The 25198-nt window shown below is 59.8% G+C and carries 22 protein-coding genes and 1 pseudogene; 8 read left to right on the top strand and 15 right to left on the bottom strand.

The features are described 5' to 3' along the window. Together BMS17_RS30895 and BMS17_RS07260 are read right to left on the bottom strand one after the other, a co-directional pair. The coding region (locus BMS17_RS30895; protein ID WP_139348140.1) for a transposase at positions 1-167 on the bottom strand (167 nt) is incomplete at its 3' end. 152 nt (positions 168-319) lie between these two features. Next, a complete protein-coding gene (locus BMS17_RS07260; protein ID WP_077430688.1) occupies positions 320-1054 on the bottom strand; it encodes a thioredoxin family protein in 735 nt (244 codons plus the stop codon). 178 nt (positions 1055-1232) lie between these two features. Here BMS17_RS07260 and BMS17_RS07255 point away from each other — a divergent pair, with 178 nt between their 5' ends. Next, the gene (locus BMS17_RS07255) at positions 1233-1622 is read left to right on the top strand and encodes a transcriptional regulator (protein ID WP_077430687.1); all 390 of its coding nucleotides are present in this window, start codon (positions 1233-1235) and stop codon (positions 1620-1622) included. A gap of 113 nt (positions 1623-1735) precedes the next feature. Here BMS17_RS07255 and BMS17_RS07250 read toward each other — a convergent pair whose 3' ends face one another. The 3 genes from BMS17_RS07250 to BMS17_RS07240 form a co-directional block, all read right to left on the bottom strand. Then, positions 1736-2605 carry a DUF6279 family lipoprotein gene (locus BMS17_RS07250; protein WP_077430686.1) on the bottom strand — a complete coding sequence of 290 codons (870 nt, stop codon included), beginning with the start codon at positions 2603-2605 and terminating at the stop codon, positions 1736-1738. A gap of 64 nt (positions 2606-2669) precedes the next feature. Next, positions 2670-3386 (bottom strand): TorF family putative porin, encoded by a 717-nt coding sequence (locus tag BMS17_RS07245; RefSeq protein ID WP_046033353.1) that lies wholly within the window; start codon positions 3384-3386, stop codon positions 2670-2672. A 206-nt stretch (positions 3387-3592) separates the two neighbouring features. After that, positions 3593-3781, bottom strand: a complete 189-nt coding sequence (locus tag BMS17_RS07240; protein WP_172668627.1) for a hypothetical protein — start codon at positions 3779-3781, stop codon at positions 3593-3595. 353 nt (positions 3782-4134) lie between these two features. Here BMS17_RS07240 and BMS17_RS07235 point away from each other — a divergent pair, with 353 nt between their 5' ends. Then, complete coding sequence (locus BMS17_RS07235; protein WP_046033354.1) at positions 4135-4971, top strand: S1 RNA-binding domain-containing protein; 837 nt, start codon at positions 4135-4137, stop codon at positions 4969-4971. A 253-nt stretch (positions 4972-5224) separates the two neighbouring features. Beyond that, positions 5225-6157 (top strand): DMT family transporter, encoded by a 933-nt coding sequence (locus tag BMS17_RS07230; RefSeq protein ID WP_046033355.1) that lies wholly within the window; start codon positions 5225-5227, stop codon positions 6155-6157. On the opposite strand, the gene BMS17_RS07225 is transcribed toward BMS17_RS07230, so the two are convergent. Continuing rightward, positions 6102-7283, bottom strand: a complete 1182-nt coding sequence (locus BMS17_RS07225; RefSeq protein WP_046033356.1) for an MFS transporter — start codon at positions 7281-7283, stop codon at positions 6102-6104. The two genes, BMS17_RS07230 and BMS17_RS07225, sit on opposite strands and share 56 nt — an antisense overlap. Before the next feature lie 103 nt (positions 7284-7386). On the opposite strand from BMS17_RS07225, the gene BMS17_RS07220 reads away from it, so the two are divergent. Beyond that, positions 7387-8280, top strand: a complete 894-nt coding sequence (locus BMS17_RS07220; protein WP_077430685.1) for a LysR family transcriptional regulator — start codon at positions 7387-7389, stop codon at positions 8278-8280. 139 nt (positions 8281-8419) lie between these two features. Then, positions 8420-8548, top strand: coding sequence for a PA1414 family protein (locus BMS17_RS30625; RefSeq protein ID WP_003184145.1), 129 nt, complete (start codon positions 8420-8422; stop codon positions 8546-8548). A 189-nt stretch (positions 8549-8737) separates the two neighbouring features. Here BMS17_RS30625 and BMS17_RS07215 read toward each other — a convergent pair whose 3' ends face one another. The 6 genes from BMS17_RS07215 to speB all read right to left on the bottom strand — a co-directional run bounded on the left by BMS17_RS07215 (position 8738) and on the right by speB (position 14375). Next, the gene (locus BMS17_RS07215) at positions 8738-8989 is read right to left on the bottom strand and encodes a phosphopantetheine-containing protein (protein WP_046033358.1); all 252 of its coding nucleotides are present in this window, start codon (positions 8987-8989) and stop codon (positions 8738-8740) included. Positions 8990-9044: 55 nt separating this feature from the next. Beyond that, on the bottom strand, positions 9045-9770 hold the full coding sequence (locus tag BMS17_RS07210) for an MBL fold metallo-hydrolase (RefSeq protein WP_046033359.1): 726 nt from the start codon (positions 9768-9770) through the stop codon (positions 9045-9047). An 85-nt stretch (positions 9771-9855) separates the two neighbouring features. Beyond that, positions 9856-11235, bottom strand: coding sequence for a sodium:solute symporter (locus BMS17_RS07205; protein WP_077430684.1), 1380 nt, complete (start codon positions 11233-11235; stop codon positions 9856-9858). A 191-nt stretch (positions 11236-11426) separates the two neighbouring features. Continuing rightward, complete coding sequence (locus BMS17_RS07200; protein WP_046033361.1) at positions 11427-12938, bottom strand: cytosine permease; 1512 nt, start codon at positions 12936-12938, stop codon at positions 11427-11429. Between the two features lie 54 nt (positions 12939-12992). Beyond that, a complete protein-coding gene (locus BMS17_RS07195) occupies positions 12993-13415 on the bottom strand; it encodes a nuclear transport factor 2 family protein (protein WP_046033370.1) in 423 nt (140 codons plus the stop codon). A gap of 9 nt (positions 13416-13424) precedes the next feature. Next, on the bottom strand, positions 13425-14375 hold the full coding sequence (gene speB, locus BMS17_RS07190; protein WP_027925808.1) for an agmatinase: 951 nt from the start codon (positions 14373-14375) through the stop codon (positions 13425-13427). Positions 14376-14741: 366 nt separating this feature from the next. On the opposite strand from speB, the gene BMS17_RS07185 reads away from it, so the two are divergent. Both BMS17_RS07185 and BMS17_RS07180 read left to right on the top strand, forming a co-directional pair. Then, the gene (locus BMS17_RS07185; protein ID WP_007945995.1) at positions 14742-15635 is read left to right on the top strand and encodes a LysR family transcriptional regulator; all 894 of its coding nucleotides are present in this window, start codon (positions 14742-14744) and stop codon (positions 15633-15635) included. A gap of 3 nt (positions 15636-15638) precedes the next feature. Further along, complete coding sequence (locus BMS17_RS07180; protein WP_077430683.1) at positions 15639-16235, top strand: tRNA-uridine aminocarboxypropyltransferase; 597 nt, start codon at positions 15639-15641, stop codon at positions 16233-16235. Between the two features lie 127 nt (positions 16236-16362). On the opposite strand, the gene BMS17_RS07175 is transcribed toward BMS17_RS07180, so the two are convergent. The 3 genes from BMS17_RS07175 to BMS17_RS07165 are packed head-to-tail and all read right to left on the bottom strand — an operon-like array spanning position 16363 to position 21288. Beyond that, entirely contained in the window at positions 16363-17742 is a 1380-nt protein-coding gene (locus BMS17_RS07175; protein WP_077430682.1) for an HlyD family type I secretion periplasmic adaptor subunit, read from the bottom strand. Positions 17743-17751: 9 nt separating this feature from the next. Next, the gene (locus BMS17_RS07170; RefSeq protein WP_046033364.1) at positions 17752-19911 is read right to left on the bottom strand and encodes a type I secretion system permease/ATPase; all 2160 of its coding nucleotides are present in this window, start codon (positions 19909-19911) and stop codon (positions 17752-17754) included. Positions 19912-19929: 18 nt separating this feature from the next. Continuing rightward, positions 19930-21288 (bottom strand): TolC family outer membrane protein, encoded by a 1359-nt coding sequence (locus BMS17_RS07165; RefSeq protein ID WP_046033365.1) that lies wholly within the window; start codon positions 21286-21288, stop codon positions 19930-19932. A 596-nt stretch (positions 21289-21884) separates the two neighbouring features. Here BMS17_RS07165 and BMS17_RS07160 point away from each other — a divergent pair. Further along, positions 21885-25198: pseudogene (locus tag BMS17_RS07160) on the top strand (retention module-containing protein); the annotation flags it as partial.

Raw genomic sequence — 25198 nt, 5'->3', positions numbered from 1 at the left:
ACTGGCTGCCCTTCACGTTCCTTACGAACCTGATCGACCCAGCGCCGTAAAGCGGTGGGCCCGATATCCAGCGATGCACAAACATCTGAAACCGGGCAGTTATCATCAAGCACCATGCTGGCAGCATGAAGCTTGAACTCGCGCGTATAGACCTTTCTTTCGTTCATGGAGCCTCCAAGTTGGCGAAATCATATCGCCCTTAAGAGGTGTCCGAAATTATTAGGCCAGTTCAAGCTCGCTCCCACAGGGGATGGGTGGTGCACGCAAATCCAATGTGGGAGCTGGCTTGCCTGCGATGGCCGCGACTCTGTCTAAGAGGCTAGCCGCCATGGCAGCAGCTGGCTGCGGCTTTGTCTTCGTATTTGTCGTGATGCCGCACCCATTCCATGATCTCTTCTTCATTGCGGCCTTTGGGCGTGAGGTCAAGGTAGTTGTAGGCCCCGACCAACATGTCCAGTCCTCGCGCATAGGTGGAATAGGTGTGGAAAATGTCGCCGGCTTCATTGCGATAAAACACGCTCAAGCCGGGGAGTTCTTCTTCGGCACCGTCGGTTTTTTCGTAATTGTAGGTGGCTTTGCCAGCCGCCACCTCTTCGGCTCGGGCGGTGACGCCAAAGTCGTAGTTGAAATCGCAACCCTCTGACGACACCCAGTCGAATTTCCAGCCCATGCGCCGCTTGAAGGCCTGGAATTGGGCGAACGGCGCGTGGGAAACCGCTACAACGGCGATGTCATGGTGCGCCAAGTGTTGGTTGGCGCCGTCGATGTGGTCAGACAGGAACGAGCAGCCGGGACAACCTTCGTCCCAGCCTTCGGCAAACATGAAGTGGTAGATGACTAATTGACTGCGGCCGCCAAACAGGTCGGCCAGTTTCAGTTCGCCGTGGGGGTCCTGAAAGTGGTAGTCCTTGTCGATTTTCACCCAGGGCAGGGCGCGGCGTTCGGCGCTGAGTTTGTCGCGTTCCTTGGTGAAGGCTTTTTCGTGGGTCAGGTGTTGTTTGCGCGCGGCGAGCCATTCTTCGCGGGACACGACGGGATGATTCTGAATGTTCATTGGCTTTTCTCCTGCGGGGGGCGGGGAGGTGACTTACACAGCCTAGTCGTTTGACCTGCGCCCGATTCGACATACCGCCGGTCGGTGCTGTTCAAGACCTCGGCTGAACGGCTGCGCGCGGCACCGGTCACAACTTAAGAAGGCCCTTTGAATCACGCGGTCCGGAGATTGAATCAGGATGACGACTTATAACTGGGATTTGATTGAACGCTTGCTGCACGAAGTGCAGAACGGCGCCAGCAGTTTCACGCCGCGGCCCTATGCCGAGCAGTACGTGGCACAAAAAACGGCGGAGGGCGAACAGACGGAAAACCTGGATCACCTCAAAGCGGTGGCGGGCGGGTACGAAAAGTTACTTCTGCTACGAGGCTACATCGAGCCTCGGCCTGAGGAGCAGGGCGGCACCGGTTCGAATTACATCTTGACCCCGCGCGGCTCCAGCTTATTAAGCCTGATCGACAGCAGTATTCCGGGCAATGATCATCCTCGGCAGGTGCTGGATGAGCAGGACGATGCGCTGGATGAAGTGACGTTTGATCACGTCGCGTCTAAAGCGCAGATTGCCTGAAGACAGCGCATAACCCTGTGGGAGCGAGCTTGCTCGCGATTGCGGTGTGTCAGTTAACTATGATGTGACTGATGTACCGCAATCGCGAGCAAGCTCGCTCCCACAGGGGGGGGTTAAGTTTGTTTGGCGGCCTTCAGGCACTTGAGGTCGTTGAAGTCTTTCCTCACACCTTCAATCTTTTTCAATAACCGCTGACGCTGGGTCGGTGTGCTCTCGGCCATCAGATCCACGATCAATCCCCGCGCCTGGGCTTCGGTATTGGCGTAGGCCTGACGGTAGGCCGGCGTCCACAAACTCTCGCGATTGACCAGAAGCGTCTCGATTAACTGTGGGAAATCCGCACTATGGCGCTGGGCAACGGCTGCGCTGAACTGCGTCTGCCAATGTGCGCGGTTGGCGATCCATTGCGTGTTCTGATCACCCAGGGCTTTCGACCAGGTGAGCACCCGTTGTTGCTGGGTGGGGCTCAGCGGACCAAGCCAGTCATCCAGACGCTTCTCCATACGGGCGGCACGCTGCTTGATCTGCTGATCGAGGGACGGTTTGAGGTATTCCTCTTGGCGTTTGCGCTGATCCTTGGCAAAGGCATCGTTCATTTCCGCGACTTGTTTGTCATCCAGCCCCTGCAACAACTCGATGGCCGACGGGGTGATTTCCCGGGCGGTCTGGGCGATGGCGGCTTTGGCTTCCTGCGTGCGGGCTTGCAGGGCTGCGTCGGTGACCTGGTTGGTTTCGACCATGGTCTGCAAGCGGTCCAGCCAATCCAGGTAGCCCGGCAGTTGCGTGGTGCAGTGCCAGCTCAGGTGTTCCTTGAGGCGCTCGTTGAACCAGCCTTTTTGCTCGCTGTTCATGTCCAGGTAGTCGTTGAGCGTCCACGGAATGATCACGTCGAGATTGCGGTAGGCCAGGCCCATTCGGCTGCACGCGCCGAGGGCGAGGACCAGGATGATCAACGTGGCGAAACGAACTGGCCAGTACGACATGGGCGGATCCTTGCGAATGCGTAGTTCTCATGTGAACGCTGGATGAGCCTGGCCGTTCAGCCGCTCAATAAAACGCGTGTTCGGCCTTGAGGGTGACCAGCCCGTCGCATTGGCTGTTGTGCCCGGAATAGGCCGAGCACTGGCTGCCGCTGAGGTTAGAGTCACTGTAGATCAGGTCCAGGTCGATGCCCATGAACGGCCGCGAAAGTTGCACTGACCAGTCGGTAAAACTGCCGACATACCCACCGTCGACCGTCACTGGTGTGTAGAGCTGGTGGGTGGTGTATTTCATGCTGATCCCGATGCCGAACGGTTGGTTGCCCCTGAGGTCGGCAAACAACGTTTGGTTCAGTTTGTCGGGGTCGTTGCTGAAGGCCGCCCCAAAGCGACTGCCGAGCAGGGTCAGGCCGCCGAAGAGTTCCTGGCTGTCGAGGGTGTCCACTTTCGGATAGCTGTAGTGGATCATGCCGACTTCGTAGCCGAGGGTTTGATCGAAGGGTTGTTTAAACCCGACGTAGGAATCGACTTCAAGGTTCTTGCCCGGGCTCAACCCCATGCTCGGTGCCCATTGGCCGACGTAAAAACCACTGTCGTGCGTCAGGTCGAGGCCACCATGGAATGAGCCGGAGCTGGACGGTTTGACCAAACCTTGGGCCATGCTGCGGCTGGGCGTGGTGCCGAGCTTGAGGTCGAAATCGCCCAGTTCACGCTGAAAGATTTGTGCATTGGCGAGCGAACTCGACAACAGGAGACTGAGTAATAAATAAGAGGGTTTGAGCATGCGTCACTCCATTGACAGCGAGGAGCAGGAATCGAAAACCTACCGAAACGCTTGTTCTAGACGTGTGCAAGGATACCGGCGAATGATCGGCATGGTGGGCCGTTCGTCGATTTTTGGAAGGATGGGAGTATCGGGGTGTTGCGGGAGGGTTCCAGTCCAAGCGCTTCGAAGCTCAAAGCGCCTATGGACCAGTTGCTGCGGGGGTGTTACTTCTTGCCCAAAGTGATCTGCTTGGACGGGCCGAACGTCTGGCCGCTGACGCCTTTGGCAATTTGCTGAATTTCACCGCCGGACTTGAGGAACGCAGCGATCTGGCTGTTGATCGATTCGCTGGTTTCAACGGCTGGAGCTGGCTTTGCTTTGCTGTTGGATGCTTTTACACGCATGGCGGCCATTAACCTGTAGAAAATTAACTTGGCCAGGCATCGTACAGGAAATACTTGACAATTGCTTGGCTAATATCCCCTCGAAATACACGTCGCAGGGCCTGGGTTTATCACAAACGGTCATCTGCAATAGGTCTATAACTCGCTGTTTTAACTAAGAACTTCTGATCAAAAGAGGCCGCTCCTGAAGGGGGAAAGGAGAGGGCAAAATTACCCTGTCGGGCTGACGAGCGGCACGCCCATCGGGGCAACCCCCCAGGAAAATCAAAGCTCGCAGAGTATTTTTTTCGCCACCGGGCCGGCCACCGAACGTCGCCCGCAAAACCGGGTAGAATGCCGCCCACGTAATGAGGGTATTTGAAATGGCTTTAGTCGGGCGTTACAACAGTTTGCAAGTGGTTAAACACACTAACTTCGGTTTATATCTGGACGGTGGGGCGGATGGCGAAATCCTTTTGCCTAATCGTTATATTCCCAAAGATATTCCAAGCGAAGATGAAGACTGGCTCAACGTTTTTATTTATCTGGACAGCGATGACAAACTCATCGCAACTACCGAAAAGCCGAAAGTTCAGGTCGGTGAATTCGCCAGTTTGAAAGTCGTTGAAGTCAACAGCATCGGCGTTTTCCTGGATTGGGGTTTGCCGAAGGATCTGCTGCTGCCGTACTCCGAAGAAAAACGTCAGATGACCGCCGGTGAGTATGTGGTGGTGCATGTCTACCTCGACAAGCACACCCGTCGCATCACCGCGACCGCGCGTCTGGATCGCTACCTGGACAAGACCCCGGCCAACTACACCCCGGGCCAGGAAGTTGATTTGCTGGTGGCCGAAGCAACCGACATGGGCTTCAAGGCAATCATCAACAACAAGCACTGGGGCCTGATCCACAAGAACGAAATCTTCAAGTTCATGCGTGCCGGCAAAGAAGAGAAGGGCTTTATCAAAGAAGTCCGTGCCGACGGCAAGATCAGCCTGAGCCTGCAACCGGTGGGTGAAGAAGCTGCGACCAGTCTCAACTCGAAGATCCTGGCCAAGTTGCGTGAAAACAACGGCAGCCTGCCCGTCAGCGACAAGAGCGACCCGACGGTGATCAGCAGCATGTTTGGCGTCAGCAAAGGCAACTTCAAAAAGGCCATCGGTGCGTTGTACAAGAATGGCCAGATCGTGATTCACGCGGATCGCATTGAACTAAGCTGAGCCCGCACCGCCCGTCCAGCCCGTAGCAGCTGTCGAGCCCCAGCGAGGCTGCGTCCGGCTGCGAAGCGGCCGTAATTTCAGACGATGCGGTGTTTCAGAAAGTCCGCGTGTACAGGATTTACGACTGCTACGCAGCCGGACGCAGCCGGACGCAGCCTCGCTGGGGCTCGACAGCTGCTACAGGGGGTCAGCGCCGGGCTTTCGTATTCTACTGCCGAGTTTCTGCCATGGATTGTGTTGTCGAGGTGTCACGGTGAGCGCCAGCCGGCGTAGCGCCGACGGGTTTGCCCTGCAGGTGATGATCGGGTTGTGCCTGATCTGGGGCGTGCAGCAGGTGATGATCAAGTGGGCGGCACCCGACATCGCGCCAGTCATGCAGGCGGCGGGGCGGTCAGGCATTTCCGCATTGCTCGTAGGATTGCTGATCTGCTGGAAGGGCGGCTGGGATCAGGTCGGCACGACCTGGCGCGGTGGTTTGCTGGCCGGTGTGCTGTTTGGTCTGGAGTTCTTCTTCATCTCCGAAGGTTTGCAACTGACCACGGCGGCGCACATGTCGGTGTTCCTTTACACCGCACCGATTTTCACCGCACTGGGCGTTCACTGGTTGTTGCCCAGTGAACGTTTAAGGCCTGTGCAGTGGCTGGGGATATTCCTCGCCTTCGTCGGAATCGCCATCGCGTTTGCCGGTGGTGTGTCCTGGGACAACCTTGATCACCGCATGTTGATGGGCGATGCGCTGGGCGTACTGGCCGGCGCAGCGTGGGGCGCAACCACGGTGGTGGTGCGCGCTTCGCGGCTCTCGGAAGCGCCGGTGACACTCACCTTGTTCTATCAATTGATCGTCGGTTTTGTTGGCCTGATCCTGATCGCCATCCTGAGTGGCCAGGTCACTCACGTCAGCCTGACCCCCGTGGCGGTGGCCAGTGTGTTGTTCCAGGGATTGGTGGTGTCGTTCTTCAGCTACTTGACCTGGTTCTGGCTGTTGCGGCGTTATCTGGCGGCGAACCTGGCGGTGTTTTCGTTCATGACGCCGCTGTTCGGTGTCACGTTCGGTGTGGTGTTGCTGGGTGAAGAACTGAGCCTCAATTTCGTCATCGGCGCGGTGCTGGTGCTGCTCGGCATCACGTTTGTCAGCGCTGAGCAGTGGGTGCGCCGTCGGTTGCGCAAAGCCCTTGGGCAGCACTGACCGGACGCAGTAACAATCCCCCCGCGATGACCAAGCCGACACCGGCGAATACCAGTGCTGGCTGCAAACCCCCGCTGAAATGGCTGCTGAGCGCGGCCAGCAAAGGCCCGGCGAGTTGACCGACGGCGAAGCACGCGGTCAGCAGCCCGGCGTTGCGCTGGGTGGCATGGGGGGCCAGTTCGCGGGAGCGTTGCATCACCAGCTGCATGCAAGCCAGGAACGGCGTGCCGCACAGCAACACGCCCAGCGCCAACCCCGCACCGCTGCCCAACAGGCAAGCGAAGACCCCGGCAGCTTGCAGCCACAAGGTGATCATCAGCCAGTGGCGGGTGCCATTCATGGATTGTCGACGCAAGCTCACCAGCACCACGCCGACCGCCGACGCCAGGCCGAAGCATGGCCAAAACAGGTCAGCCTGCCATTGCCCATGAAACTGTGCGTTGGCCATTTGTGAGAGAAACGTGGCGGGGATGATGTAGCCCAGACCGTACAAGCCATAGATCAGGCCCAATCGAGCGATACCCTGATTGCCAGAAGGGGCCGGGTTTTGCACCGTGCTCACGGTGGGCGCAGGTTGTGGCAGGAACGGCAGAATCCCCAGCAGCATCACCAGCGCAACACCGGCATACACCAGCCATAACGTGGCGGAAGTCTGCTGCATCAAGTTCGACCCCAAGGCCAATAAACCGGTGAGGAAAATCCCCAGGCCCGGTCCGGCAAATACCAGGGCGCCCAATCGTGGACGCCCGGCCGCTGCCGCCAATGGCTGGCTCAGCGCGGTGATCATGACCAACACCCAGGCGCTGGCCACGCCGGTGCCGAAGCGCAGCAGCAAATGCGACCAGAACCCGTTGGCCCAGAACGACGCCAGGGTCAGCAACACACAGAGCCACAACCCTCCCAGTAGACGCTGACGGACTTGCGTCGGTCTGCGCGAGAACATGGCATCCAGCGCGCCGAGGAAGTAGCCAAGGTAATTGGCAGCGGCGATCAGCCCGGCCGCGGTCAAGTCGATCTGACCTTCGCTGAGTAAGTGCGGCATTTGCGGGGTGAGGGCAAAGCGCCCGATGCCCATGGCCATCATCAGAGCGATAAAACTGGCGGACAAGCGAATCAGAGGGGACATAGCCTGAGTTCCAATCGGAGATCAATGACCGTCAGGCTAGGGCTGATTGACTTTCTTTAAAAATGAATAATAGTGAGCAACTTGTTCTGTATTGGAGAATGTCGTGGAATTCAGCCAACTGCGCATCTTCCAGGCTGTGGCACAGGAGGGTTCGATTACCCGTGCCGCCGAACGTATGAGCCGGGTGCCGTCCAACCTGTCGACACGACTTAAACAGCTTGAGGAGCAACTCGGCGTAGAACTGTTCGTCCGTGAGCGTCAGCGTTTGCAGTTGTCGCCTGCGGGAAAAGTCCTGCTGGACTACACCGCCAAGCTGTTCAACCTGCACGACGAAGCCCAGGCGGCAGTGCAAGGCGGGCAACCGGCGGGGGACTTCGTGCTTGGCACCATGTACAGCACGGCGGCGATTCATCTGCCGGGATTGTTGGCGCGTTACCACCGCCTTTACCCGGCGGTAAACCTGCAAGTGCAATCCGGGCCGAGCGGTGAATTGCTTGAAGGCCTGCTCACCGGCAGGCTTGATGCAGCGCTGGTGGATGGCCCGCTGGAGCTTGCTGGGCTGGACGGTGTGCCCTTGTGCGACGAACGGCTGGTGCTGATCACAGAGGCCGATCACCCGCCGGTGCACAGTGCGCTGGATGTGGAAGGGCGCTCGGTGTTCACCTTCCGCCAGGGCTGTGCCTACCGGATGCGCCTGGAGGCTTGGTTCGCGCATGACCGTGCCGCCATGGGCCGGGCGATGGAGATCGAATCCTATCCGGGCATGCTTGCCTGCGTAATTGCCGGCTCGGGCGTGGCGTTGATGTCCGAATCGATGCTCGCCAGCCTGCCGGGCCGTGAAAGCGTCGCGGTGCATCCGCTGGCCGAGCCGTTCGCCCGTGCGACGACGTGGCTGATGTGGCGCAAGGGGATGGTCGGGGCCAACTTGAACGCGTGGATCGAGCAGCAGCAGACGGTCTATCCGTTGGCGCCGGTTCTCGCGCAGGCGCTGGCTTGAACGATCGGTCAGGTATTCTGTTCAATTCAGTAACAGATCATTGCTACTTTTGATGAGCATTGCGTAGGACTTCGGACTATTATCAGTGCGAAGCGGCCTCAGAATTCCGGTCGCTCGGCACTACCCTGAAGGGGGCACCATGAAAGAGAAAATCCAAAACTGGCTGCATGACCTGGGTGTCGCACTCGGTTTGATCGAACCGCCTCTGCAACCTGTGCCCATCCGTACGGACGACGAACAGCGCCGACGCCAGCCACGCCGCCGGTAATGGCGATGCGGCCGGTGTAGCAGCTGACGAGCCTGCGAGGCTGCGTTCGGCTGCGCAGCAGTCGCAATCCCTGCACGCAGGATCTGAACCCACCGACGGCTTCGTCTGAATGTGGCTTGCGCCGAACGCAGCCTCGCGGTGCTCGGCAGCTGCTACAGGGTTCAGATGCGTTCCTGAGACCGGGCACACTCAATGCCGCCCGATCTCAATCAAAAACCGGCTCAAGTCATTCGCCGTCCTGGCGGTCTTGAGCATCTGGTCTTCCTCGGCGGTAAACGCCGTCAACCCCAGCTCATCTTCCAGATGGAAGATCAGATCTTCGATATCCGCTTTATCCAGACCCAATTGCGCCAGACTGGCGTTGTCGTCGAAGTCTTGCCGACCTTCCAGTAACCGGCTGATGAATTGGTGAACGGCGGCACGCACGGCGGCTCTTTTCATGGAAATTCTTCAAGGGCGTTATTGTTGTTTTCCCTGCGCATGAGTACAGCAGGCTTCAGCCGTGCAAGCGCTGCCACTCGTCAATCATCGTGCGCAAATGTTCCCCGGAAAAACTGCCGAAATGCCCGCCATGCACGGTACGGATCGGCAACGCGCGCAAGCGTTGCAGGCTGCGGGCATAGTCGTCGAGGTTGGAGTGGTAGGCGTCTTCGATCAGCGGCCCGTCGTAAATGATGTCGCCGCTGAACAGCGTCTCGGTCGCCGCTTCGTAGAGGCTGATGCCGCCCGGTGAATGCCCCGGTGTGTGCAGCACTTGCAGCACGCGATCCCCCAGGTCCAGCACATCGCCTTCTTCAATCATGCCCGTGGCCGGCGCGGCTTTGACCCGGTATTCGGCGTAGCACAACGGGCAATCGGGGTGGGCTTCGAACATGTCATCGCCGACAAAGGCTTTGCTCAGATCGTTGTCGCCGTCGGGCGCGGCGAGGATGTCCGCTTCAGCCGGATGCACCAGCCGTTCTGGGAATTCGTGATGCCCGGCGATGTGGTCGAAATGGCAATGACTGGCCACCGCCACCAACGGCCGCTCGGTGATCCACGGCAGTTGCTCGCGCAGGCTGACCAGTCCGGAGCCGCTGTCCAGCAGCAGATCCTTGTCACGCCCCTGAATGTGCCAGAGGTTGCAGCGGTAGAAAGGGCGGATGTAAGGCTCGTGAATCAGGCGGATGCCATCGCTGAGCTGTTTCACCTCGAACCACTGATCGCGGCTGACGATCTTCATAAGCAGTTTTCTCCAGACGAAAAAAAACGGGTGTGGCAACCGACGCCACACCCGTCGAAGAAAGCATCAAGTCGTTATGTTCAGCTTAGGCGGCGTTCGCCACCAAGGCTGGGCGGCGGGACATCAAGCTGACCAGCACGAAACTCACCAGGCCTACACCGAGGCTGTAGTAGATCGGGGTGTTGGCGTCCAGGCCGTCTTTGAACATGAACACCAGCGCGGTGGCGAAGCCCATGCCCATGCTGGCGATAGCGCCGGCGGTGGTCGCGCGCTTCCAGAAAATCGCACCCATCAGCGGGATCAGCATGCCGCCCACCAGCAGGTTGTAGGCCAGGGTCAGGGCGCTGATCACGTCGTTGACCACCAGTGCGATGCCAAGCACCACGATACCGGTCAACAGGGTGAACAGGCGGTTGATGCCCAGAGTCGACTGTTTACCGCCGCGCAGTTTCGGCAGCAGGTCTTCGGTCAGGGTAGTGGCGGCGGCGAGCAGGCCGGCGCTGGCGGTGGACATCATGGCCGCCAGGGCAGCCGCAATCACCAGGCCACGGATACCGTCCGGCAGGGACAGTTTGACGATGGCGGCGAAGGCGTTGTTGACGTTGTCCAGGTCCGGGATCAGTACATGTGCAGCCATGCCGATCAGCGCGCAGGCCAGGCCGTAGAGGATGCAGTAGATACCGGCAGCGGTACCGGCAACCTGAGCCACTTTAGCGGTCTTGACGGTGAACACCCGTTGCCAGATGTCCTGACCGATCAGGATCCCGAAGAAGTAGATCATGAAGTAGGTGATGATGGTGTCCCAGCCGATGGTCGTGAAGCTGAAGTTCGACGCCGGCAGCTTCAACACCAACTCATCCCAACCACCGACGCGGTAAAGGCAGATTGGCAACAGGATGAACATCAGGCCCACGGTCTTGATGACGAACTGGACGATGTCGGTCAGGGTCAGGGACCACATGCCGCCGATCGCCGAATAAATCACCACCACGCCACCGCCGACCAATACCGATAGCCAGAACGGCAGGTCGAACAGCACTTGCAGCACGGTGCCGATTGCCAGGATCGAGACCACGCCGATCATCAGCGCATACGCCAGCATGATCACCGCGCTCGCGGAGCGGGCCATCGGGTTGTAGCGTTTTTCCAGCACCTGGGTAACGGTGTAGATCTTCAGTTTCAGCAGCGGTTTGGCGAGGAACAGGTTCAGCGCCACGATCCCGCAACCGAGGGCTGCGCACAGCCAGAAACCGGAAATGCCATGCACATAACCCAAACGTACGGTGCCGACAGTGGAGGCGCCGCCCAGAACGGTGGCAGCCATGGTGCCCATGTACAGGCTCGGGCCGAGGTTACGACCGGCGACCAAAAAGTCTTCGTTGGTCTTGGCCTTGCGCATGCCGTAATAGCCGAGTATCAGCATCGCGGCGGCGTAGATGAGTACGACGAATAAATCCAAAGCCATTGTTGCGTGTCTCCAATTGTCTTTTTTATGGTGAAGCAGAAATCAATCCCTGTGGGAACATCAATCCCTTGTGGGAGCGTGGCTTGCCCGCGATGGGGGCGCCGCGGTCCGTCAGGCAGACCGCGTCATCGTTCATCGCGGGCAAGCCTCGCTCCCACAGGTACTGCATTGATCACAGGTAATGCGTTGAATCAGGCAGCTTGTCGCATCGCTGGTTTAGCGAGCGAATGTGTGCCCTTGCTGCGGGAATCGTTCGGGCCAAACACCGCTGCCGTTTCCGGGAACAGGCTCAGCAGTGCCAGGTACACCAGCGAGGCCAGGCCAAGGGTGACCGGCAGGCTGATGTCGATACCGCCGGCCATTTCGCCCAGTGGTCCGACAAACTGCCCAGGCAGGTTCACGAAGCACAGGCCGACGGCCGCGCTCGGGATCCAGGCACCCAGGCCACGCCAGTTCCAGCCGTGGGTGAACCAGTAACGGCCACCTTTCTCGCCACGGGTGAACACTTGCAGGTCATCCGGGCAATAGAAGCCGCGACGGACCAACAGGCCGATGATCATGATCACCATCCACGGGGTGGTGCAGGTGATGATCAGCACGGCGAAGGTCGACACGCTCTGCACCAGGTTCGCGGCGAAGCGACCGATAAAGATGAAGGCAATCGACAACACACCGATCAGCAGCGTCGCTTTAACCCGCGACAGCACGCGAGGGAACACGCTGGACATATCCAGCCCGGTGCCATACAGCGACGTGGTGCCGGTGGACATGCCGCCGATCACTGCGATCAGGCACACCGGCAGGAAGAACCAGCTCGGCGATACCGCCAGCAGGCCGCCGACGTAGTTGTTGGCCGCGATGTAGTCCGGCGCCTTGATTGCCACGATGGTCGCGGTGGCCAGGCCGAACAGGAACGGAATGAAGGTTGCGATCTGCGAGATCACCACCGCTGCCATGATCCGGCGCTTGGAGGTTTCACGCGGAATGTAGCGCGACCAGTCGCCGAGGAACGCGCCGAAGGAAATCGGGTTGCTCATGGCCACCAGCGCCGCGCCGATGAACGCCGCCCAGAAACCGGGTTGACCCATGCCGACGGTGCCGGCGTAGTTCACATCAAAAGGACCGGCGAAGGCGAAGACGCCCAGCAGGAACAGCAGGCTGGCGCTCCACACGGCGATCTTGTTGACCCACAGCAGGAAGCGGAAGCCATAGATGCAAACGGTCAGCACCAGAATCGCGAACAGACCGTAGGCCAGGCCCAGGGTCAGGTCGGTTTCCGGCAGGCCGATCAGGCGTTTGGCACCACCGATCAACGCATCACCGGAACTCCACACCGACAGCGAGAAAAAGGCGATGGCGGTCAGCAACGACAGGAACGAACCGACGATCCGTCCGTGCACGCCAAAGTGCGCACCGGAAGACACGGCGTTGTTGGTGCCATTGATCGGGCCGAACAGGCCCATAGGCGCGAGGATCAGCGAACCCAGCAATACGCCCAGCACAATCGCCCAGACGCCCGCCTGAAACGACAGGCCGAACAAAACCGGGAAACTGCCGAGCACGGCGGTGGCAAAGGTGTTGGAACCGCCGAAGATCATCCGGAACAAGTCCGTCGGGCCTGCGGTGCGTTCGTTGTCCGGGATCTGTTCGACCCCGTGGGTTTCAATTTGCGTAAGGCTTTGGTCGTTGTTGTTGTTATTCATGATCTGCTCCGATCATAAAGGCGCGCTCATCGTGTGTGAGCGTCGCCTGTTTGGCTAAGGGGTTGGCAGCCCTTCCGGCATTGCGGATAAATGTTCGTGGCAGGCCAGCCATAGGCCTTGTTGTTCTTGGCCAGACGTTTGTTTTTTGAAAACAATCGTCTCGCGCTCCTGGCTAAAGTGCTGCTCCCCTTGCATGCGCAGCTCGGTGGCGACGTCATGAATGAAAATCGCCACATCACCCTGCAGGCTGACGAAGGCGTTGCTCGAGGTGCACGAAAGCACCTCAAAGCCATCCTCCGAGCGCCAGGTGTCCCACAACGCCTGATAGGCATCGCGTGACAGCAGAGGCAGCTCGAGGGTGTAGAACACGAAGCTGGCATCGGTGCTGAACGCACCGAAGTAGGCTTCGCGATCGTTACGGGCAAACGCCGACACCAGATCGGCGGCGGCTTTCAGAACCTGATCACGTTCGTTCACGACCATTCCTCAGCGGTGGACCACGCCTGGCAGTACGCAGAGCATTTCGTACAGCAGGTTGGCGGCCAGCAGCGAGGTGTTGCCGGTGGTGTCATAAGCGGGCGAGACTTCTACCAGATCGCAACCGACCAGGTCGAGGCCTTGGCAGCCGCGAACGATTTCAATTGCCTGAATGGTCGTCAGACCGCCGATTTCCGGGGTGCCGGTACCCGGTGCCCATGCAGGGTCGATGCCATCGATGTCGAAACTCAGGTACACCGGGCCGCCACCGACTTTCTCGCGAACTTCGGCCATCAATGGGGCCAGGGATTTGTGCCAGCACTCTTCGGCCTGAACCACACGGAAGCCCTGGTTACGGCTCCAGTTGAAGTCGTCAGCGGTGTAACCCTGAGCGCGCAGGCCAATTTGTACGACACGATCGCAATCGAGCAGGCCTTCTTCGACAGCGCGACGGAAGGTGGTGCCGTGTGCGATTTTCTCGCCGAACATGTGATCGTTCACATCGGCGTGAGCATCAATGTGCACCAGGCCGATCTTGCCGTGCTTTTTATGAATGGCACGCAGGATCGGCAGGGTGATGGTGTGGTCGCCGCCCAGGGTCAGCGGGATCACATCGTGTTCGAGGATCTTGTGGTAGGACTCTTCGATGATCCGTACTGCGTCCAGCAGGTTGAACGTGTTGATCGCAATGTCGCCGATGTCGGCCACCGACAGCGAATCGAACGGCGCAGCGCCGGTCGCCATGTTGTACGGACGGATCATTACCGATTCCGCGCGGATTTCGCGAGGTCCGAAACGGGTGCCGGGGCGCAGCGAGGTGCCGATGTCCAGTGGCACGCCAACGAAGGCAGCGTCCAGACCGGCAGCAGTATCCAAATGGGGAAGGCGCATCATGGTGGCGATGCCGCCAAAGCGCGGCATTTCATTGCCGCCCAGTGGTTGGTGAAGAATCTTGTCCACGGGTAGGGCCTCATCGTCGTTGTTTTATTTATGTCGGATGCGCAGGTCAGGACAGACACAGGCTCCGTTGTGGGGCGATTCTGCGAAATGTAGTGGCCGGGAAGAATCGCTACGGGCAAATACTTAGTTCAGATTTTTCTAAACTAATGGCGGCGGTGGCGATAGACTCGCAGTGTTCCTGTAGCCGCTGACGAGCACCGCGAGGCTGCGTTCGGCGGCGTAGCCGTCGTAAAACCTGAATGCGAGGTTTTCCAGAGACACCGCATTATCTGATCTCACGACGGCTTCGCCGCCGAACGCAGCCTCGCGGTGCTCGTCAGCTGCTACGGGTTCTATGCCTGACTGTGTTTTTGCTGGAGAGCCCCCATGGCCAACGCTTTACCCGACCTGAAACTATTGCGCATTTTCGTCAGCGTGGTTCGCCATCAGGGGTTTGCCAACGCCCAGCAAGAGCTCAACCTCTCGACCTCGGCCATCAGCACCTACATGAGCCAGCTCGAAGCGGCCCTCGGCCTGGTGCTCTGTCATCGCGGTCGCGGTGGTTTCAGCCTGACCAGCAAGGGCGAGTTGTTTCATCAGGAAACCCTGCGCCTGCTCGGTGAACTCGAAGGTTTCGAGCAATACGCCGCAGCCTTGAAAGGTGAGCTGCGCGGCACATTGAACCTGGGCGTCATCGACTCCACCGTCAGCGACAAGGCCTTGCCCTTCGCCGAAGCCATCGGCGCCTACAGCCAGGAACACCCGGCCGTGCATTTACACCTGTCGGTGATGAGCCCTTACGAATTGCAACTCGGCGTGCAGGACAACCGCCTGGACCTGGCCATCGGTGCGTTCTCCACGCGCATGAGCGGCCTGGTCTACATGCCGCTCTATCGCGAGCAACACTGGTTGTATTGCAGTAGCCGTCATCCGCTATTTACCGAGCGGCGCATCCCGGAGCAAGTGATTACCCAGCAGCGCATGGTCGGCCGGGGTTACTGGAGCCAGGCCGAACTGGCGCGTCACGGTTTCAAACACAGTGCGGCCACGGTGGAGAGTATGGAGGCGCAGTTGATTCTGGTGCTGTCCGGTGCCTACATCGGTTACCTGCCGGAGCACTACGCCCAGGCCTGGGCGGACAAGGGTGATCTGCGCGTATTACTGCCGGCAACGTTCGGTTATCAGGCGCCGTTTTCGATGATCGTGCGCCGTGGCCGCAGTCGCGAACCGTTGATCCAGACCTTTCGCGATCTGCTCAAAGCACAACTGAATCAGGCTTGATCGATGTCCAGAATCCAGTGTCCCCGTTGCCTGCGCCCACAAACCCATTGCTTGTGTCCGCTGATCCCGAGCCTCGACAGCCGAACCCGGGTATTGCTGTTGCAACATCCAAGCGAAGTGAATCATGCGCTGAACACTGCGCGGCTGGCGGCGTTGGGGCTGAAGAATGCCGAGCTGATGGTGGGCGAGGTCTTCGAGGATTTGCCGACATTGCTGAATCAGCCGGGATATCAGGCGCGCTTGTTGTTTCCCGGCGAGGGCGCTCAGCCGATGCAAACCTATACGGCGACTGACGAGCCGCTATTGCTGGTGGTTCCGGACGGCACCTGGCGTAAGGCGCGCAAGCTGCTGCACCTCAATCCGCTGCTGGCGGCGTTGCCGAGGGTGACGCTGGCGGACGGCGCAGTGTCGCGCTATCGGCTGCGCAAGGCACCGGGGCCGGGCGCGTTGTCGACGGTGGAAGCGATTGTGCAGGCGTTGCAAACCCTGGAAGCGCCGAGCTCGTTCGAGCCGTTGTTGAAACCGTTTGAAGCGTTGATCGAGGGGCAGATTGCGGCGATGGGGGAGGAGACCTACCAGCGTAATCATGCCGACAGGTGATCGGTGTATGTGCGGGCCTCTTCGCGGGCAAGCCCGCTCCCACAGTGTCCGTTGTGTACACAAACTCTGCGAACGCCACTGAACCTGTGGGAGCGGGCTTGCCCGCGAAGAGGCCGGTTCAGAATGACTACCTTTCCCGCATCGCCTCCGTCCGGGCTTTAAGCACCGGTTTCAGCAGGTAATCCAAAACACTTTTCTCACCCGTAATAATGTCCACCGTGGCGACCATGCCGGGAATGATCAGCAGCGGTTTCACATCCCCGCCTAAATGGTTTTTGTCAGTGCGCACCTGAATCAGATAGAAGCTGTTGCCCTTGTCATCCGTGATGGTATCGGCCCCGATCAGTTCCAGCTTCGCACTCAACCCACCATAAATCGTGTAGTCGTACGCACTGAACTTCACCATTGCTTTCTGGCCCGGATGCAGGAACGCCACGTCCTGCGGTCGCACCTTGGCCTCGATCAGCAAGTTGTCTTCCAGTGGCACGATTTCCACCATGTCGCTGCCGGGCTGGACCACGCCGCCGATGGTGTTGACCTTCAGCACTTTGATGATGCCGTGAACCGGCGACACCACGGTCGTGCGTGTCACACGGTCATCAATGGCGATACTCGATGCCGTGATTTTCGACAGGTCGGTGCGTTTCTCATTCAGTTCTTTAGCTGCTTCCGAACGGAAGGATTGTTCCGACTCGTCGATCTTGCTCTTGATCTCATTGATCGCCGCTTCGGCTCGAGGGATCGCCAGCGTCGTTGCATTCAATGAGCCGCGAATCTCCACCGCGCTGCGTTTGAGGCGCAGGATTTCCACCGGTGAAACCGCGCCGGTGCCCACCAGTGGCGTGGACATGTTCATCTCTTGTTGCAGTAATGCCAGGCTGGAACTGAATTGCCCCTGTTTGGAACGGAACTCCGCCAGTTCCTGGGTTTTTTGCCGAAGTTGTTCGCTCAGGGTGCGCTGTTCGCTGGCGAGCCGACGTTGCCGCTGCTCGTACAGCGAGCGCTCGTCTTCAGCGACTTGCGGCGCCTTGGCGATCACTTCTTCTGACAGCTTGAAGGGCCTGCCCTCGGCTTCCGCCGACAGACGTTCAACCTGCGCGGTCAGCGCATAGCGATCCGCTTCGCTCTCGCCCTTGTTCGACAGAAACCGTGTGTCATCCAGGCGCAGCAAGGTGTCGCCCTTGTTCACCATTTGCCCTTCGTGAACGAAGATCTCGGTGACGATGCCGCCCTCCAGGTTCTGGATCACCTGGACTTTGCTTGATGGAATCGCCTTGCCTTCGCCCATGGTGACTTCTTGCAGCACCGCGAACTTGGCCCAGACCAGTGCGCTGATAATCAGCCCGGCGGCCAGCCACACGGTGACCCGTGACCAGCGGGGGGAATCCTGCAACGAGGCGCCGGCGGTTTCCGGCATGAATTCGCTTTCGGCGGTTTTGCCGAAGCTGCCGAAGTAGCCTCGCGGCTTCGAATCAGGGAGCGAGGTGTCGGATGAGGAACGGGCCATGGGGAGCTCCTAGACAGCCGCAGAGCCGACACGGCCCTTGCGCAGTGCATCGATGACTGCTTCCTTCGGACCATCGGCGACGATCCGCCCGTTATCCAGCACCACCAGCCGGTCCACCAGGCTGAGCATCGAGGTGCGGTGAGTGACCAGCAGCAACGTTTTACCCTGGACCCAGCCGTGGAGTTTTTGCCGCAGAATGTCTTCGCTGCTGTTGTCCATGGCGCTGGTCGGTTCGTCGAGCAACATGATCGGCGGATCGAGCAACAAGGCCCGGGCCAGCAACACTGCCTGGCGTTGACCGCCGGACAGCAACTGCCCGCGTTCACCCACCGGCCGGTCGAAGCCTTGAGGATGCTGGCGAGCCAGTTCGGTGACGCCTGTCAGTTCGGCGACTTCGAGCATCCGTGAATCGCTGATGTAGCGGGCGCCCAGGGTCAGGTTGTCGCGCAGGCTGCCCGCCAGCAGCGGCAGGTCGTGGGCGACGTAACCAATTTGCTGGCGCAGGTCGGCGACATCCAGTTGCCGCAAGTCGAGACCGTCGAGCAACAACTGGCCTTCTTCCGGCTCATAGAAACCCATCACCAGCCGGGCCAGGGTGCTTTTGCCCGAACCGCTACGGCCGATGATGCCGATGCGTTCACCCGGTTTCATGCTAAAGCTGACGTTGGCCAGTGCCGGAGCGTTCTGGCCGTTGTAGTGGAAGGTCACGCCGCTGACCTCAAGGGCACCTTGCAGTTGCGTGCGTTCCAGCGGCCGCTGTTTGGCGTCACGCTCCTGCGGCAGACCCATCAGCGCGTCAGTGCTTTTCATGGTCAGTTGCGCTTGCTGGTAACGGGTGATCAAACCGGCAATCTGCCCAAGCGGCGCGAGCACACGGCTACCGAGCATGTAGGTCGCCACCAGCGCACCGACGCTGAGGTTGCCGGCGATGATGCTGTAGACCCCGGCGACGATGGTCGCCATGCCGGAGAACTGCTGGATGAACAAGGTGCCGTTGGTGGCCAGCGCCGAAAGGTTGCGCGCATGGCTGTCGAGGCGGGTGAGGGCGCCGTGGGTGCTTTCCCATTTGTGCTGGCGCTCGCTTTCGGCGCTACAGGCTTTCAGGGTTTCCAGGCCGCCGAGCGTTTCGATCAGCAAGGCTTGGCGTTCGGCGCCCAGGCTCAGGCTTTTTTGCACGGTATCGCGCAGGCGCACCTGGATCACCATCGCGAAGAGGATCGTGATCGGAAACGCCAGCAACGGAATCACCACCAGCCAGCCGCCGAGCAAGCCGATCACCACCAGCATCAATACAGCGAAGGGCAGGTCGATCAGGCTGGTCAGGGTGACCGCCGTGAGAAACTCGCGCAGGCCCTGGAAGTCATGAATGCTCTGGGCGAAGCCACCGATGGTCGCCGGGCGTGCCTTCATCGACATGCCAGTGATGCGTTCGAACAAGGTCGCCGAAAGGATTACGTCGGTTTTCTTCCCGGCGGTGTCCAGCAAATGCGCACGCACGACGCGCAGCACCAGTTCGAAACCGGTGCCGATCAGCAAACCGATCGACAGCACCCACAAGGTCGAAGTGGCTTGGTTCGGCACCACCCGATCGTAGGTCTGCATCACGAACAGCGGCACCATCAACCCGAGCAGGTTGATCAAAAAACTCGCCAGAATCGCATCGCTGTACAGCCATTTCGACAGTTTCAACGTGTCGCGAAACCAGGCATGCACTCGCGGCACCAAGGGCGAGCGCAAGTCTTCGAGTTCATGGCGTGGCCGGGCAAACAAGGCCTGGCCACTGTAATTTTCGGCCAGTTCTTCACGACTGACCCATTGTTCGCCGCCGTCGGCTTCGCTGGGCAGGATCAACACCTGACCGTCATCGCCGAAGCGGCGCAGGATGGCCGTGCGGCCATTATTGAGGATCAACATCACGGGCAGGTTGAGGGCAGAAATGTCCCCCAGCTCGCGGCGCAACAAACGCGCCTGCAGACTGGCCCGGGCCGCTGCGCGGGGCAGCAGGTCCAGGCTCAAGCGTTGTTTGTCCAGCGGTAGCCCCGCACTCAGGCTGGCGCGACTGACGGTCGCGCCGTGGAGTTTGCAGAGGATCAACAGACCGTCCAGAAGCGGGTCATCGAAGCTCAGGCGCGGATCGACACCGGTGTTGCCGGATTCCATGCTGGTCACATTGATCGCTCCAGTGAGCTACTTCAATTCAGGCAAACGGGCTTCGTTCTTCACTTCGGTGGAGGCGATCGCATCGGCGGGCAATACCACCCGTTGCTTGCTCAGTAGCTGGCCCATGTTAGCCAGTACGCGGTACATCGAGAACTCCTCGGTATAGCGCACTTCGGTGTAGCGGCGGTTGGCGTTGTAGAGCTCGTTTTCACTGTCGAGCAAGTCGAGCAGTGTCCGTTGACCGAGGCCGAACTGATCCTGATACGCAATGCGCACGCGTTTACTGGTTTCGGCGTATTCGCGGGCGGTCGGGGTTTGTTTCTTCGCATTGACCATGGCGTTCCAGGCCAGGTGAATGTTCTCGTTGAGCTGGCGCAGGGCGTTGTTGCGGATGTCCATTGCCTGGTTGATCTGGTGCGCATCGGAAGCCAGGCGCGCCTTGTCGCTGCCGCCTCGGAACAGGTTGTAGTTCATCACTACACCCACACGCCACTCGTTGTCATGGCCTTCATCGCCTTGCACGTTGTTGTTCGCGCCCACCGCGGCTTCGGCGTCGAAGCGTGGGTAGAACGGCGATTTGGCGACTTCGTACTGGCTCTCGGCCGATTGCACGTCCGCCTGGGCGGATTTCAGGTACGGGTTGTTCTCCACCATGCTCTGCTGGGCTTCCGGCAGGGCGGTGGGTACTTCGCCGCGGATCGATGGCGGTGTTTCGAGCTCATCGGGGATGCGCCCTACAACGGCGTAGAAGTTCGACTCGGCGTCCGCCAGATCGACTTCGGCGGTGTCGAGGTTGTTTTGTGCCAGTGCGCGACGGGCGCCGGATTGATCGGAGTCAGCGTTGCTGCCGACGCCACGTTGGGTGCGAAGGCCAATCTGGTCGTTGACGCGCAAGTGGGCTTGCAGGTTGTTCGTGGCCAGGGTCACCAGTTCACGGCGCTTGAGGACTTCAAGGTAAACCTCGATGGTGCGCAGCGCCAGGTCCTGAGCGGTGCCTTGCGCGTAATAAGCGCGGGAGTTGGCCACGTCTTTGGTGCGCGCTACTTCGTTCGAGGTGTTGAAACCGTCGAACAGCATTTGCCGCAGGCGCAGTTCCGACTGGGTGTAATTGAGGGTTTCAGTGTGGTGATTGCCGAATGCCCGGGTGTTGGTGTTGTCGCTGTACCCGCGCCCGTAGGCGGCGTTCAGATCAACTGATGGATAAAAGCCCCCTTTGGCAACTTTCACCTGCTCATCCGCGGACAGGCGCGCGTCCACTCGCGAGGCCAGTTCCGGGTGGGTCGCGATAGTGCTCTGGATCGCCTCGGTCAACGACATGGCTTGAGCGTTGGAAGTGCAGGCCATGGCCAGCAGAACCGCGCTGCAAAGGGGGGTTAAAACGCGCATGGGTGCATCTCCCTGAATTCCTGATGGTGCTTATTAGTCGCCAATTATTTGACGGCATTTATAGGTAAAACCGTTTCACCCTTGTAACAACAGAGCTAAGAACATTCTAGAGCGTAGCTAAGAAATATTTTTCATAATCCTTATGCCAAAAAAAACTTATGCCGTCAGCAAATTCCAGCACATTGTTCAATACGAAAGCCCTTGAATTATGAGCTTTAGGGAGCTTCCAGGGGTTTTAACAAAAGTTCCATCCACTTATCGACATAGGGCGGGGAAGTGCTGGAGGGGAGGAAGGCGTAACGGTAGGGGGTGACGGTTTTTTGTCACTCGACTGGATCAGGACTGTTACGCATCGTTCATCAGGCAAATCGCGACACTAGTGGGCCCCGAAGCCATTGATTGCATAGGGTTTATCCCACAGTCGCAAACATTGCCGTTGATCGACACGCTGGGCGAGTTCTTCGCCAGGGCGGCGGTTTACTCCGGTAAACCCTCCCTGCAGGCGAGCCGCGCAGCCACCTGGTTTTAACCATGAGCACATTCTTCGCTGACAAACAGGATGCCGACGACAGCTGTTGGCAGCGGAGGAAATGCACATGGCTACGCTCATCGGTACCGTCAGTAAAGTCATTGGTCAGGTGTTCGCGGTTGCGAGCGATGGCACCCGGCGTGCGTTGGTCGAGGGCGATCGATTGTTCGCCGGCGAGCAACTGGTTACCGGAGCCGAAGGCGCAGTGGCCGTTCATCTGAAAAATGGCCAGGAACTGACCCTCGGGCGTGACAGCAGCCTGCAAATGACCACGCAGCTCCTCGCCAATGAGTCGCCGCACGTCGGCACCTCTGAGGCGGTGACGCCGAGCGAAGCGCAACTGACCGATGTCGAGCAACTGCAAAAAGCCATCGCGGCCGGCGCTGACCCGACCCAGACCGGTGAAGCCACGGCGGCCGGGCCAGGTGGTTCGACCGGGGCGGCCGGCGGTGCTTTGGGCGGCGGCCACAGTTTTGTCATGCTCGAAGAAGTGGGCGGGCGGGTTGACCCGACCATTGGCTTCCCGACGGCTGGGTTTGGCAGCATTCCCGAATTCCCGGAAGAACGGCACAACGCCGATATCCAGAACGCCGACGGCACCCCGGCCGTCGTGGCACCACCGCTAACTCCGACCGTCGAGGTAGCTCCGCTAATCCCGGTCAACAACCCGGTCACGCTCAATGGCCTGTCGGTGACGGGCGGCGAACTGACCGTCAGCGAAGCCAACCTGGCTGACGGTTCTGCGAGCAATCCGGGCGCGCTGACTCAGAACGGAACGTTCAGCGTGTCGGCACCGGACGGGTTGAACAGCCTGAGCATCGGCGGCATCAATGTGATCAGTGGCGGGGTGGCCGCTGGTTTTCCGCAGTCGATCACCACTCAACTGGGCAATACCCTGACCATCACCGGTTACAACTCGCTCACGGGCGTGGTGAGTTACAGCTACACCCTCAACGGCAACGACACCCATTCGGCCGGCGATGGCGCCAACAACCTCAGCGAACAGTTCACTGTGGTGGCGGGCGATAGCAACGGCGACACTGCCACTGGCACGCTGGACATCAACATCACTGACGACGTACCCAAGGCGGTCGATGACGGAAACGCCGACACTGCGTCGGAAACCTTGCTGACCCTGACCGGCAGCGTCCTGCCAAACGACACTCAGGGCGCGGACCGCATTTCCACCGGCCCTGACAGCGGCCCGGTAATTGGCGGCACCTTCACCGGGACCTATGGCACCCTGGTGCTCAACGCAAACGGCACGTACACCTACACCCTCGACACCAGCGGTGCCGATTTTAAAGCGTTGCATGGCGGTGGCAGCGGCTCGGAAACCTTCACCTACACGCTGACGGATGCGGACGGCGACACCAGCACCGCCAACCTGGTGCTGCAAATCCACAACAACGATGACCCGGTGACCATCGATGGTCTCGATGTCGACGGCGGCGAGCTGACCATCTTCGAGAAAAGCCTCAGCGACGGCAGCAGCCCGGACACCCCGGCGCTGACCCAAAACGGCACCTTTACCATCACCGCCCTCGACGGTGTGCAGACGCTGGATATCGGTGGTCTGCATGTGGTCGTCGGTGGTGTCGCCGCCGGCTTCCCGCAATCGATCGTCACGCCGTTGGGCAGCACGCTGACCATCACCGGGTTCGACGCCACCACCGGCGTGGTCAGTTACAGCTACACCTTGGTCGACAACTTGGCGCACCCAACGGCCAACAGCCCCGATACCCTGTCCGAGCAATTCGCTGTCACCGTAGTCGACGACAACGGCACCACCGCCAACGCCAACCTCGACATCAACATCGTCGATGACTTGCCCCAAGGCGTGGACGACAGCAACGCCGACACTGCCTCGGAAACCCTGCTCACCCTCAACGGCAATGTGCTGACCAACGATGTACAGGGCGCCGATCGCGTGATCACGGGGGAAAATACCGGACCGATTACCCCAGGCACGTTCGTCGGGACTTACGGCACCCTGGTGCTCAACGCCAATGGCACCTACACCTACACCCTCGACACCAGCGATGCGGATTTCAAAGCCCTGCACGGCAATGGCGACGGCACCGAGAACTTCACCTACATCATCACCGACTCGGACGGCGACACCAGCAGTGCGACGCTGGTGCTGCAAATCCACAACAACNCGCGTGATCACGGGGGAAAATACCGGACCGATTACCCCAGGCACGTTCGTCGGGACTTACGGCACCCTGGTGCTCAACGCCAATGGCACCTACACCTACACCCTCGACACCAGCGATGCGGATTTCAAAGCCCTGCACGGCAATGGCGACGGCACCGAGAACTTCACCTACATCATCACCGACTCGGACGGCGACACCAGCAGTGCGACGCTGGTGCTGCAAATCCACAACAACGATGACCCGGTCACGATTGACGGCCTCAATATCGAAGGCGCCGAGCTGACCGTTTTCGAGAAAAGCCTCAGCGACGGCAGCAGCCCGGACACCCCGGCGCTGACGCAAAACGGCACCTTTACCATCACCGCCCTCGACGGTGTGCAGACGCTGGATATCGGTGGTCTGCATGTGGTCGTCGGTGGTGTCGCCGCCGGCTTCCCGCAATCGATCGTCACGCCGTTGGGCAGTACGCTGACCATCACCGGGTTCGACGCCGCCACCGGCGTGGTGAGTTACAGCTACACCCTGGTGGAAAAGCCTCAGCGACGGCAGCAGCCCGGACACCCCGGCGCTGACGCAAAACGGCACCTTTACCATCACCGCCCTCGACGGTGTGCAGACGCTGGATATCGGTGGTCTGCATGTGGTCGTCGGTGGTGTCGCCGCCGGCTTCCCGCAATCGATCGTCACGCCGTTGGGCAGTACGCTGACCATCACCGGGTTCGACGCCGCCACCGGCGTGGTGAGTTACAGCTACACCCTGGTGGACAACTTGGCGCATCCAACCGCCAACAGCCCCGATACCCTGTCCGAGCAATTCGCTGTCACTGTAGTGGACGACAACGGCACCACTGCCAACGCCAACCTCGACATCAACATCGTCGATGACCTGCCTCAAGGCGTCGACGACAGCAACGCCGACACTGCCTCGGAAACCCTGCTCACCCTCAACGGCAATGTGCTGACCAACGATGTACAGGGCGCCGACCGCGTGATCACGGGGGAAAATACCGGACCGATTACCCCAGGCACGTTCGTCGGGACTTACGGCACCCTGGTGCTCAACGCCAATGGCACCTACACCTACACCCTCGACACCAGCGATGCGGATTTCAAAGCCCTGCACGGCAATGGCGACGGCACCGAGAACTTCACCTACATCATCACCGACTCGGACGGCGACACCAGCAGTGCGACGCTGGTGCTGCAAATCCACAACAAC

Origin of the sequence: Pseudomonas sp. C9, assembly GCF_002000165.1 — a bacterium.
Lineage (GTDB): Bacteria > Pseudomonadota > Gammaproteobacteria > Pseudomonadales > Pseudomonadaceae > Aquipseudomonas.
Note: the sequence above shows the minus strand (reverse complement) of the source record. Positions and strands in the feature narration are given on the sequence as shown.